Raw genomic sequence first — 11,509 nt, 5'->3', positions numbered from 1 at the left:
TTCAAGTTTTTCGTTTTTCTTCGTATTCCAACCTAAAAACCGAAAGAAATCACACTCAACCCACTGATTTCAAACGATAATAAAAAATGACAAACAGGATCAAAAACTTGCCAAACCGCGCATTTCCGGCCTTCTCAGCCATTCTTGCCGGCAAAACTCTAGCCCGCAAAAACCATGTCGCATTCTGACATGTAAAACTGCCCTTACGGCACCCTGGCTTTTACCGTCATACCGTCTCGGGCGGGCATCGGTTCACCCTATATAAGGAGTGAACCGATCCAGAGACCTCTTCTAGGGTCGTCGGGAATGATCACCCGGCGTACAGCCGAAACGGGACTGAAACGCCCGGCTGAAATTCGCCACATGCCGATATCCGGCATCCCAGGCAGCCCGTTTAATGGAGACGCGCTCCAGCTTTATCCGCCGTGCGGCCTCATCCAGCCGGGCATTTCGGGTGAACTCCGCAACGGTCTCGCCGAACGCCTGGCGAAAGACCTCATTCAGACGCCGCGGCGCCATGCCCACTTCTTTGGAGAGATCCTCCAGCCCCGGCGCATCCGCCAGCCGTGAAAGAACAATATCCTGCGCCGCGCAGGCCGTGGACCGATCATGCTCGCTGATCGCGCGTTCATCTTCCTTGAGGCCGCTTTGCCTGATCACATCACAATAGATTGCCAGAAGTGCGTTGACCGTGCCTTCCAGATGCAGGCGACGGGTTTCTCCGCCAAGCTGCGAGTCATTCATCATCGCGCAGAGAAAGCGCACCTCGGGACGGGTCTCGAAATGCTGCACCGTACGCTCTTCCATATGAAAGAGACGGTGCATGGCCTTGGGCGGTGCAAAGCCGAGCCGGCTCTCGATCATCTCCTCGCGCAGGCAGATGCCGGCGGCGCAGACCGCCTTGCCCGGCATGACCCGGAAAGTGCCCCGATGCTCGGGCAGATGCATGGCCAGATTGTCCCGGTTTGTGAACACCCCGTCACAGCCATTGAGATCGTAATGAACGACGCCGGAGGCGCACCCCATGAAGCTGACCGTTCCCGGCGGCTGGGTGTTGCCGATTTCCATTTCCGTCTCTTCGCGGAAATGCATGCGGGTCAGATGCAGGATCACCCCGTCATTCAGTTCAAACCGTTCGAGTTCACAGGTCCCGAATGGCAGGGCGGACATCGCCTCGCTGTCATAGGCCGAACCGGCATGGCGTCCACCGCCCTCCGCTTCAAGTTTCACTTCAACGGTCGGTTTCTCGAAAGACCCTGCCATAGACATTTGAAACGCTCCCCCAAGCACACGCAGCCGCCACCCATATATGACGAAGCGGCGCTGCAAATAATGATAACAAAAAGCAATTCACCACAACCCTTGTAAGCCTTAGCCGGCGTTGTGCTGTGTAGCATTGCGAATCAGGAACCTTCCGTGACCGTGCGCCGGTATTTCACCGCGCGGCGGGCGGATGCGTTTCGTTTTCAAGGGGGATGAAAGAAGGCCGGAGGCGTTCCGGCGACCTTCTTGTGCGGAATGCGTTCGCAAAGGCGCTCTTCGAGCAGCCGGCAGGCATCGTGTCCGGAAACCCCGACAAACGACATACCGTAACACACCGCATACCAAGGAACGCTTCATGACCGAGCAAAGCCCAACCGTGCTGGCCAATCGCCTGGCGCTTGAAGGCGGCACGCCCGTGCGCACCGCGCCCCTGCCCTGGGAACTGCCCGGCGCACACTGGATCGGCAAGGAGGAGCGCGAGCTGGTCGACCGGGTGATCGACGCGCAGAGCCCCTTCCGGTTTTACGGTCCCGACCCGCAGCACATGGTCGACACGCTGGAACAGGAGTGGCGCGCCGCCTATGGCCATCGCCATGCGCTTGGCGTTTCCTCCGGGACGGCCGCCCTTTCCATCGCCATTTCGGCGCTCGACATCGGGCCGGGCGACGAGGTTCTGATCGCCGGATATATGTGGGTGAGCTGCGTGTCCGCCATCGTGCGCAGCGGCGCGATCCCCCGGCTGGTCGATATCGACGAGACCTTCTGCATGGATCCGGCGGATCTGCGCCGCAAGATCACGCCGCGCGCCCGCGCCATCCTTCTGGTGCATATGAGTGGTGCGCCCGGCCATGTGGCCGAGATCGCAGGGATCGCGAAGGAGAACGGCCTCGCTCTCATCGAGGATTGCGCGCAGGCTGCCGGCGCAAGTTCCGGCGGCACGCCGGTTGGCCGCTTCGGCGACATCGCCACCTTCAGCTTCCAGCTCAACAAGAACATGACCGCTGGCGATGGCGGCATGATCGTCTGTCAGGACGACGCCATCTTCCGCCGCATCACCGCGCTCCACGATCTTGGCTTTGCACGCAATGAGGAAGGGCGGCTCGACACGTCCGACGAGACCTGCCAGCTCTGGGGTTTTGGCGCACGCATGTCGGATCTGGCCGGCGCCATGGCGCTTGCCCAGTCTCGCAAGCTCGGCCAGATCACCGGCGCCATGCGCACGGCCAAATGGCGCATCCGCGAAGCGCTGTCAGACATTCCGCAGATCGATTTCCGCACCGTGCCGGATCCATCCGGCGACAGCGGCCCCTTCCTTGTCACGCTCTATCGTGACGCCGAAACCTGTCAGGCCTTCACCGAGGCACTGCGCGCCGAGGGCATTCGCGGCCCGGCAGGTTCTCTGAGCTGCATCACCATGCGCGAATGGGGACTGCACTGGTATTTCAACATTCCGAGCCTCACCGAGAAGCGATCCAACAGCCGTGACGGCTTACCTTGGACGCATCCGCTCAACGCCTTTGCCGGCGAGATCGATTATCGCCGCGGCGCGTTGCCCAATTGCGATGCGCTCAGCGAGCGCGGTGCGCTCCTCGCCATCGCTTCCAAACTCACCCACGACGACGTCACCGACATCATCACCGCATTCAGAAAAGTCGCCAATGCCCTCTTCAATCGCTGAGACCGCCGCACCGATGCCGACACTCTCTTCTCTCCTGACCTCCGATCCCTTTTCCATCTCCAAGGCGACCACCGGCATTGACGTGCTGGTGATCGGCTCTGGAACGGCCGGCGTCACCAGCGCCATCGAACTGGCGCGCAAGGGGCTTTCCGTGGTGATCCTGGAGGCCGGCCCTTTCCTGCTGCCAAGCCATGTGGGCTCCACCCCTTTCCGCAGCCGCGAGGACATCACCCCGCAGATCCACAATCTGGTGCGCTATCGCACCGCCTGGACCGACCACGAGCACTTCAGCGATGGCGTTGCCTCGCCGCTCAACAATGATGCATGGTCGGCTGTCGGCGGACGCACGCTTTTCTGGGGCGGCTGCACGCCGCGCTTTTCGGAATGGGATTTTGACGACTGGCCGTTCTCTTATGAAGAGTTCGCCAGCTATTACGACCGCGCCGAGCGCATCATGCATGTCTCCGGCCGCTCGGAGGAGCGCCCGCCCTTCTTCCGCGGCAAGGCGCAGGACACGATTCTGGACCGCCTCCACAAGGCCGGCATCGATGCCGAACACGCCGCACTCGGTGTCGACACGCAGGAATCGCGCAATGGCTATGTGCCGCGCGGCTTCGATTCTGCTGCCGACCGCCTGCTGCGCAGCGGCCTTCTCTCAAGAGAAGTGGCGCGCGGACGCATCGTGCTGGTTCCCGACACCATTGCCGAGAGCATCGAGAACAATGGCCGGCAGGTGACCGGCATCGTTGCGCGCGGTGCGCAAAGCGACCGCCGCTTCCGCCTTGTCGCCCGTCATTACAGTCTGGCCGGTGGCGCGATCCAGTCGACGCGGCTGGCGCTCGATTCCGGTCTGCGCGACATTCACCCGCTGGTCGGCACCCACATCGCCGACCACCTGTTCATTCAGGGCCTGTTCCGTCTGAAGGCGCCGCTCAACGAGCCGATCTACACCTTCATTCCCGCCGGCAAGGACCGTCCCTACCACATCCAGATTCAGGGACCGTTCGACGAGACCTGGTATTCGCCCTATCACGCAACCGTGTGGCTCGACTGCGATCCCCAGGGGCTGTACCTCCTCGCCTATTGCTTCGGCGTCGGCGAAGCGGCCAAGAGCAACGAGTTACAGCTCACCGGACAATGCGGCGACGGCCCCGGCAATATGGGCCGCTACGCAGTCCTCAACGGCCGCACCGAAAACGACCTGCGCATTCTCGACGAGATGAACGCCTTCCTTCCGCAGGTGGCGGAAGGCATGGGCGCGGAGCTGGTGCGCAGCCAGATCAACCCGCCCGGCGCGGCCCTGCATGAAATCGGCGGCCTGCGCATGTCGGCGGAGCCGGGCGTCGGCGTCACCGACACCCATGGCCGGTTCTGGGCTCTGCCCAATCTGTCCGTTGCCGATTCCGCAGCGTGGCCTTCACAGGGCTCGGCCAACAGCTACCTGACCATCACGGCCTGGTCGCTTCGTCATGCAGAAGGCGTGGCCGAGCTGCTTGGGGAGGAGATCTGATCCATGCTGATCCGACTGGTGATACTGGCCGCCCTGTTCGGCTTTCTCTTCGGGTTCGATGAAGGCGTGATTGCCGGCGCTCTGCCGCTCATTACTTCGACCTTCGAAATCTCCGCCTCCGGTGAAGGCCTCGTCACCGCCTCCGTGCCGCTTGGCGCGGTGGGTGGCGCGATCCTCGCCGCGCTGTGGGCCGACAGTCTGGGCCGCCGCAAGGTGCTCATCATGTGTTCGGTTCTGTTCGGCATCGGTGCGATCGCCAGCGGTCTGGCGCAGGAAGAAATCGCGCTCATCCTTGCGCGCCTTCTGCTCGGCATCGCCATCGGCGCGTCGGCGCTCGCCGCCCCCATGTTCCTCGCCGAACTTGCGCCGGCGCGGCATCGCGGCGCGATCGTCTCCGCCTTCCAGCTCATGATCACGATTGGCATTCTGGTGTCCTATCTGATCGACCTGGCGCTGGAGCCGCTCGGCGCATGGCGCTGGATGCTGGCGCTTGGCGCGGTGCCCGCCTTCGTCTCGCTGATCGGCATCGCGCTCTCGCCGGAAAGCCCGCGCTGGCTCGTCATGCGCGGCCGCCGCGAAGAGGCCGGCTCGGTCATCGCCGCCATCCAGCCGGACCTCGACCGCAAGGAAGTGGACCACATTGTCGGCGACATCGCCGCAACGCATGCAGGCGAACCGCGCACAGCCCCGTGGTCGGACTTCCTGTCGGATCACATCCGCCCGCTGGCGATCTTCGCCATCGCCGCCTTTCTGCTTCAGCAGGTCAGCGGCATCAACGCCGTCATCTATTATGCGCCGACCATTCTCGGCCATGCCGGCTTCGATGGTTCGAGCACCCAGCTCACCGCCACGGTGGGCATCGGCCTCGTCAATGTCGTGATGACCGTGGTCGCCATGCTCTTCGTCGACAGGCTCGGTCGCCGACCGCTCTTCATTCTGGGTTTCATCGGTTCTGCCGTGAGCCTCGCCGTGATCGCCTATGCGATGAACGGACAGGGTTCCGAGCTTGCGACACTGGCGCTGATCGGGCTGTTTGCCTACATCGCCTTCTTCGCCGTCAGTCTCGGGCCGCTTCCCTGGCTTTACATGTCCGAGCTTTTCCCGCTCGCCATGCGCAGCCGCGGCATGGCCATGGCCTCGGTCGCCAACTGGTCGTGCAACTTCCTCGTGGTCTTCATGTTCCCGGTGCTGGTCAGCTATGCCGGTGCGGCGGCAACCTTCGCCGTGTTCTGCGCCTTCTGCGTTCTGGGCGCTGTGGTGGCCTGGCTCTATGCGCCGGAGACCAAGGGCGTAAGCCTTGAAGATCTGGAACAGCGCGAGCTCGTGGCGGCGCAATGAGCGATGCCGCCATTCCCGGCAGACCCGCCGCCTTCGCGGTTGCGCGGGTCGCCGCACTGACAGCCTGCAGCGGGCTGCTGTTCGGCTACAGCACGGCCAGCATCGCCGACTGGCTGGAGCCCATCGCGGCAGTGTTCAGCCTCACCGTTCGCGGGCAGGAATATCTCACCGTCTCGCTGGTCATCTCCTGCTTCTTCGGCGCGGTTGCAGCCGCACCGCTTGCCCGCCGTTTTGGCCGGCGCATGGCGCTTGCCGGCGCATTCGTTCTGGCTGCCGCCGGCTATGGCGTGGTTCTCACCGAACCGTCCCTCTCCCTGCTGGTCTTTGCGCGCGTCCTGATCGGGCTTGCCGTCGGCATCTCCTCCATGGTCGCGCCCATGTATGCGGGCGAGGCCACCCCGGCAGACCGGCGCGGCGGCGTGGTGGCGCTGTTTCAGCTCGCCGTCACGCTCGGCATTCTCGCCGCCTATGCCGTGCCGCTCATCCTGCTCGATCATTCCGCATGGCCGCTCGCCATTGGCGGCGGCATCGTCATCCCGCTCGCCGGGCTCCTCATGCTTGTCGCCGTGCCGGAAAGCCCGAGCTGGCTCATCGCCGCGCGCGGCGACGCCGCCGCCCGCGCAGCAGCCGGTGTGCTTGGCGTGCCCACCCCGCACGCCGCGCCGTCCACCGCCGGGCACGCGCGGCCTTCGCTCTCGCTGCGCACCGGCGCGACCTTGGCCGTCCTCGCCCTGTGCTGCGGTCTCTTCATTCTGCAGAACCTGAGCGGCATTGACGGCATTCTCTATTATGCGCCCACCATCTTCACCGAGCTTGGCTTTCCGCCGGGGCTCGCAGCGCTGGGCGCAACCTTCGGCCTTGGCCTCATCAATGTGATCGCCACCGTCATCGCCATCCTGACCGTCGATAGGCTTGGCCGCCGCCCGCTGGCGATCTACGGATCGCTGGTCATGATCCTCGGCCTCTCCGCCGTGGTCGCCGCGCATCTGTGGGACATGCCGTTTCTCGGCCTCGCCGGCCTGTGCGTCTACATCGCCGCCTTCGCCCTCAGCCTCGGGCCACTGCCCTATGTGCTGATGGCCGAACTCATGCCTTCCAGCCTGCGCGAGGCGGGCCTCTCCGCTGCGTCCGCAACCTCATGGCTGTTCAACGCGCTGGTCGCGCTGTTCTTCCTGACCGGCGTAACGCAGTTCGGTCTCTCGACCGTGTTCATGTTCTTCGCCCTGATCTGCCTGTTCGCACTGGTGATCTCGATCATCTGGCTGCCCGAGACCAAGGGCCGCTCGCTCGAGGCCATCGAGGAGAACGTGCTGAAGGGCGTCCCGCTCCGGCAGGTTGGCCGCTGATCAGAGCGCGGCCAGCCGCCGCTCCAGAAACCGGCGCTCCGCCGGCTGGCGGGCCAGCTCCAGCGCCGTGCGATAGGCTTCCCGCGCCACGTCAATGCGTCCCAGCCGGCGCAGCATGTCGGCGCGGGCCGCATGGGCCAGATGATAGGCGTCGAGCCTTCCATCGGCCATCGCCGCATCAATGGCCGCAAGCCCCGCTTCCGCGCCGTCGCGCATGCTGAGCGCCGCAGCCCGGTTGAGCGCCACAACCGGCGACGGGTCCACCATCGCCAGAATGTCGTAGAGCGACACGACCTGCCGCCAGTTCGTTTCATCCGTGCGCGCCGCCGCGCCGTGCTCCCCTGCAATCGCCGCCTGCAAAAGATAGGGGCCAAGCCGTCCCGCGTGCAGCGCGTGATCGATCAACGCCCGCGCCTCATCGATCAGGGCGCGGTCCCAGCGCGAGCGGTCCTGATCTTCCAGCAGAACGATGTCGCCTGCCGCGTCCACCCGGCTTTCGCGCCGCGCCTCGTGCAGAAGCATCAGCGCCAGAAGGCCCGCCACTTCCGGATCGTCCATCAGCCCCACCATCAACCGGCCGAGCCGGATCGCCTCACCGGAAAGGTCGGCGCGGGTCAGCGCCGGCCCGTCCGTCGCCGCATACCCCTCATTGAAGATGAGATAGATCACGCGCAGGACGCTCTCGATCCGTCCCGGCAGCTCCGCCCGTGCGGGTATCTCGAAGGGGATCGCCTCGTCGCGGATCTTCGCCTTGGCGCGCACGATCCGTTGAGCAATCGTCGGCGGTCGGGTCAGATAAGCCCGCGCGATCTCTTCCGTGGTCAGCCCGCCAACTTCGCGCAGTGTCAGCGCAATGCTGGCATCGGCAGGCAGGTCCGGGTGGCAGCAGGTGAAGATCAGCCGCAGTTCGTCATCGCGGATATGTTCGGGAATAGCCGGTTCCGAAGCCGGGTCGGCCAGCGCCGCAAGTTGCGGCAGAGCGCCGGCAAGCCGCGCCTGCCGACGCCAGCGATCCACCATTTTGAAACGGCCGGTCGACACCAGCCACGAATAGGGATTGGCCGGCACGCCCTCGCGTGGCCACCGGTCCGCTGCGGCGGCGAAGGCTTCATGGAGCGCTTCCTCCGCCGCATCGAACCCGCCCAGAAGGCGGATCAGTGTTGCGAGCACACGCCGCTTCTCGCGGCGATAGACCGCCTCGACGGCAGCGCGTGCGTCGGCCCCGCTCACAGCTGCGGCGGCGGGCTCGAGAAGTCGACCAGCGGACGCACTTCGATGGAACCGATCTTCGCCAGCGGATGACCGCTGATCGCGCGCACCGCATCGTTCAGGTCGGGCGCTTCGACGAGCACGATGCCGCCAAGCATGTCCTTCGTCTCCATGAAGGGGCCATCCACCGCCGACATCTTCCCGTCGCGCATCTGCACGGTCATGGCGTTTTCGGGCAGCTCCAGTGCCTCGCCCATGACGAAGTGGCCGGTCTCCTTCAGCTTCTCGTCATAGCCAGCGCACTCGGCCAGCGCCGCATTCGCTTCCGGGCTACCGCCGAACAGCTCTTTCGGATTGTAATAGATCAGGCAGGCATAGCGCATGGTGTCTCTCCTTATATGAGCGCTTCGAACGCCCATGGTCGTCTGGCGGCAGCCGGAATCGACAACACCATGAAAAATTTTTCGCGCCCTGTCGAAATGAACCTGCCGATGCGGTCCATCTTCCCCCGACCTCTTGCCGTTCCCCGCAGGAAGGATAGAACGCTCGAAACCGTTTTGAACAAGGATGGAATGGCCGTGAGCGTCACAATCAAAGTTACCGAAACACCGGACGAGGCGGCGCTGGCGCGGGTGGAGACGGAGCTCGCCGCATTCAACGACGCCGATGTCGGCCCGTCCGAAAAGGCCACGCTCGCCATCATCGTGCGCGATGAGAGCGGCGCCGTGCTTGCCGGCATCTCCGGCTACACCGCCTGGGGCTGGCTCTACATTCAGAAACTGTGGGTGGATGACAGCCTGCGCGGGCAGGGCATGGCCGGGCGCATGCTCGCGGCGGCGGAAGAAGAGGCAGAGCGGCGCGGTTGCCACTCCGCGCTGATCGACACGTTCAATCCCAGCGCCGAGAAGGCGTATACCCGTCAGGGCTATGTGGAATTCGGACGGCTTGAGAATTTCCCGATCGGGCGCAGCCGCATCTTTCTCCAGAAGCGGCTGCCCTCGTCTCACACAAAAATTTAGCGGGCGATCTTCCCGCCGCGCAGCGGCTCGGGCGCGCCCGTCGTCGTCGGGAAGCTGATCGGCAGATCGCGCAGCACGCGCACCGCAAGGAAAGCGAAGCACTCGGCCTCGATGGCGTCGCCACGCCAGCCAACCGTTTCGGCGGGGGCTGCTTCCACCCCGGCGCGTTCGCCCAGCATCTTCATGATGGTCGGGTTGTGCCGGCCACCGCCGCACACGATCAGCCGGTTTGGCCGAACCGGCAGAAGATCGAGCGCCTTGCCAACCGCCGATGCGGTGAAGGCCGTCAGCGTCGCCGCACCCGTGCTGGCGTCGAGACCATCGGCCATGGACGCACCGAAGTCGAACCGGTCGAGCGATTTCGGATAGGGCGCGGTGAGGTAGGGATGCTTCAAAAGCTCCGCCAGCCGCGCCTCGTCCACCGTGCCCGAAGCCGCCAGCGCACCGTCGCGGTCCATGTCGCCAAGCCCCTGCGCCTTGACGAAATCATTGATCGGCGCATTGGCCGGGCCGGTGTCGAAAGCGATAAGCCGGTCCGCACCGTCCCACCAGCTCACATTGGCCACGCCGCCCAGATTGAGCACCGCCGTCTCGCCATCCGTGTCCACGTCCCGCAAGAGAGCTGCATGATAGGCTGCCGAAAGCGGTGCCCCCTGCCCGCCGGCGCGCATGTCGGCCGAGCGGAAATCATAGACCACCGGACAGCCCAGAATGGAATGCATCAGATCGCCGTCGCCGAGCTGCCGCGTCTCGCCGAGACGCCCTTCCTGCGGCGCACGGTGCAACACCGTCTGCCCGTGAAAGCCGACCGCGCCGATATCGGCCATGGTCAGGCCATGGCTCTCCACCAGCTCTCGCACAGCGTGCGCCTGCGCGCGCGTCAGAACCTCTTCCGCCTCGGCGAAGATCGCCGGTTCATCGCCCTCGAAATTCCAGGCCCGCGCCTGCTGCAACGTCTCTTCCAGAAGGTCGCGCGTCGATTGCGGATAGGGCGCCAGCGTGTAAGCGCCGAACGCTTCGATGCGCTCGCCATCCGTTTTCAGAAGCGCCACGTCGATGTTTCCGTCGAGTACGGTGCCGGTCATCAGGCCGACGGCCCAGACAGGCTCAAATCCTTCAGCCATGTGCGTTCCTATCCTGCGTTCATGCAATCGCCGACCGCCTGTCGCAGCGCAGCGATGCCGCTGTCGAAATGCCGGGTCGGATGTATGCGGTTGGTGAGAAGGGTCCACGCAAGGCCATTGTCGAAATCGACCCACAGCCCGGTTCCCGTGAAACCCGTATGCCCGATCGTGCCGGCGCTGGCCAGCGCCCCGCCGGGCCAGTTTTCATATGGCCGTTCCCAGCCATGGGTGCGTTTTTCGGAAAGCGGCGTGCGCATCAGCGCCACCGTCTCATCCCCATCGGCATCGCCTGCAAAAAGCCCTGCCGCGAAATCGAGCACGGCGTCGGCCGTGCCGAACAGTCCGGCATGCCCCGCGCCCTCAAGCGCTGAACAATTGTCGTCATGCACCTCGCCGCAAAGCACCCGGTGCCGCCATGTGCAGTCCTCGGTCGCCGCCGTCTTTTCCGGATCGGCGGCAAAGGCGAAGCCCGGCCCCGGATCGAATGCCCGCAGCCGCTTGCCCTCAAGCCGCTCCAGCGCGAAGCCGAGCAGAATAAAGTTGATGTCGGAATAGACCGACGGGCCTTTTTCCCAGCGCCGCTGGAGAATGAAGGCGCGCAGCAGGTCCGCATCGCGGCCATAGGTGTAGATCGGCTCCACCGCCGGGAACGGCGTCTGGTGGCCGAGGCACTGGCGAAATGTCACCTGTCGTTCCCATGCGCCCGGATCATACTGGCGCAGATCCGGCAGAAGCGTGGTGAGCGGCGCATCGAGATCAATCACGCCCTCTTTCGCCAGTTCCAGAATGCGCGTGGTGGTGAAGATAACCTTGGTCAGCGATGCAAGATCGAACCAGGTGTCGGTGCGCATTTCACGCTCATGCGGCACGCGCTGCGCATAACCGGTGGCGCGCACCATGCGCCCGCCATCCCGGTCGATCACACCGAGCACCCCGCCGGGAATGCGCCCCGCCTCCACCGAGGCGTTCAGCAGGGCAAAGGCGCGCTCGAAGCGCGGCGCAAAGGCAGGCGTGTCCATCAT

The 11,509-nt window shown here is 64.6% G+C and carries 10 protein-coding genes; 5 read left to right on the top strand and 5 right to left on the bottom strand.

From position 1 onward, the window contains the following. Positions 1-291: 291 nt before the first annotated feature. The gene (locus JYP46_RS20370; protein ID WP_206546585.1) at positions 292-1,269 is read right to left on the bottom strand and encodes a helix-turn-helix domain-containing protein; all 978 of its coding nucleotides are present in this window, start codon (positions 1,267-1,269) and stop codon (positions 292-294) included. Positions 1,270-1,618: 349 nt separating this feature from the next. Between JYP46_RS20370 and JYP46_RS20365 the strand changes: the two genes are divergently transcribed. Genes JYP46_RS20365 through JYP46_RS20350 form a run of 4 tightly spaced genes read left to right on the top strand, consistent with a single transcriptional unit; the run spans position 1,619 to position 7,135 of the window. Beyond that, positions 1,619-2,941 (top strand): DegT/DnrJ/EryC1/StrS family aminotransferase, encoded by a 1,323-nt coding sequence (locus JYP46_RS20365; protein WP_222474310.1) that lies wholly within the window; start codon positions 1,619-1,621, stop codon positions 2,939-2,941. Beyond that, a complete protein-coding gene (locus JYP46_RS20360; protein WP_206549148.1) occupies positions 2,922-4,451 on the top strand; it encodes a GMC oxidoreductase in 1,530 nt (509 codons plus the stop codon). Before JYP46_RS20365 ends, JYP46_RS20360 begins: the two co-directional genes overlap by 20 nt. A gap of 3 nt (positions 4,452-4,454) precedes the next feature. Continuing rightward, complete coding sequence (locus tag JYP46_RS20355) at positions 4,455-5,789, top strand: sugar porter family MFS transporter (protein WP_206549147.1); 1,335 nt, start codon at positions 4,455-4,457, stop codon at positions 5,787-5,789. After that, the gene (locus JYP46_RS20350; protein WP_206546582.1) at positions 5,786-7,135 is read left to right on the top strand and encodes a sugar porter family MFS transporter; all 1,350 of its coding nucleotides are present in this window, start codon (positions 5,786-5,788) and stop codon (positions 7,133-7,135) included. Before JYP46_RS20355 ends, JYP46_RS20350 begins: the two co-directional genes overlap by 4 nt. Here the strand turns inward: JYP46_RS20350 and JYP46_RS20345 are convergent, their stop codons facing one another. Beyond that, complete coding sequence (locus JYP46_RS20345; protein ID WP_206549146.1) at positions 7,136-8,365, bottom strand: RNA polymerase sigma factor; 1,230 nt, start codon at positions 8,363-8,365, stop codon at positions 7,136-7,138. Then, positions 8,362-8,727 (bottom strand): YciI family protein, encoded by a 366-nt coding sequence (locus JYP46_RS20340; RefSeq protein ID WP_113153789.1) that lies wholly within the window; start codon positions 8,725-8,727, stop codon positions 8,362-8,364. The genes JYP46_RS20345 and JYP46_RS20340 overlap by 4 nt, the downstream gene beginning before the upstream one ends. Positions 8,728-8,916: 189 nt before the next feature. Between JYP46_RS20340 and JYP46_RS20335 the strand changes: the two genes are divergently transcribed. Further along, complete coding sequence (locus JYP46_RS20335; protein ID WP_206549145.1) at positions 8,917-9,363, top strand: GNAT family N-acetyltransferase; 447 nt, start codon at positions 8,917-8,919, stop codon at positions 9,361-9,363. Here JYP46_RS20335 and JYP46_RS20330 read toward each other — a convergent pair. Further along, positions 9,360-10,487, bottom strand: coding sequence for an anhydro-N-acetylmuramic acid kinase (locus tag JYP46_RS20330; RefSeq protein WP_206549144.1), 1,128 nt, complete (start codon positions 10,485-10,487; stop codon positions 9,360-9,362). The two genes, JYP46_RS20335 and JYP46_RS20330, sit on opposite strands and share 4 nt — an antisense overlap. Positions 10,488-10,495: 8 nt before the next feature. Continuing rightward, positions 10,496-11,509, bottom strand: a complete 1,014-nt coding sequence (locus JYP46_RS20325) for a serine hydrolase domain-containing protein (protein ID WP_206549143.1) — start codon at positions 11,507-11,509, stop codon at positions 10,496-10,498.

Origin of the sequence: Nitratireductor aquimarinus, assembly GCF_017255295.1 — a bacterium.
Lineage (GTDB): Bacteria > Pseudomonadota > Alphaproteobacteria > Rhizobiales > Rhizobiaceae > Nitratireductor > Nitratireductor aquimarinus.
This window is presented reverse-complemented; position numbering and strand designations above follow the sequence as displayed.

Excerpts from the sequence above, each read along its gene's own strand:
- JYP46_RS20370 (WP_206546585.1), bottom strand. The coding sequence starts at position 1,269 with ATGTCTATGGCAGGGTCTTTCGAGAAACCGACCGTTGAAGTGAAACTT.
- JYP46_RS20365 (WP_222474310.1), top strand. The coding sequence starts at position 1,619 with ATGACCGAGCAAAGCCCAACCGTGCTGGCCAATCGCCTGGCGCTTGAA.
- JYP46_RS20360 (WP_206549148.1), top strand. The coding sequence starts at position 2,922 with ATGCCCTCTTCAATCGCTGAGACCGCCGCACCGATGCCGACACTCTCT.
- JYP46_RS20355 (WP_206549147.1), top strand. The coding sequence starts at position 4,455 with ATGCTGATCCGACTGGTGATACTGGCCGCCCTGTTCGGCTTTCTCTTC.
- JYP46_RS20350 (WP_206546582.1), top strand. The coding sequence starts at position 5,786 with ATGAGCGATGCCGCCATTCCCGGCAGACCCGCCGCCTTCGCGGTTGCG.
- JYP46_RS20340 (WP_113153789.1), bottom strand. The coding sequence starts at position 8,727 with ATGCGCTATGCCTGCCTGATCTATTACAATCCGAAAGAGCTGTTCGGC.
- JYP46_RS20335 (WP_206549145.1), top strand. The coding sequence starts at position 8,917 with ATGGCCGTGAGCGTCACAATCAAAGTTACCGAAACACCGGACGAGGCG.
- JYP46_RS20330 (WP_206549144.1), bottom strand. The coding sequence starts at position 10,487 with ATGGCTGAAGGATTTGAGCCTGTCTGGGCCGTCGGCCTGATGACCGGC.
- JYP46_RS20325 (WP_206549143.1), bottom strand. The coding sequence starts at position 11,509 with ATGATGGACACGCCTGCCTTTGCGCCGCGCTTCGAGCGCGCCTTTGCC.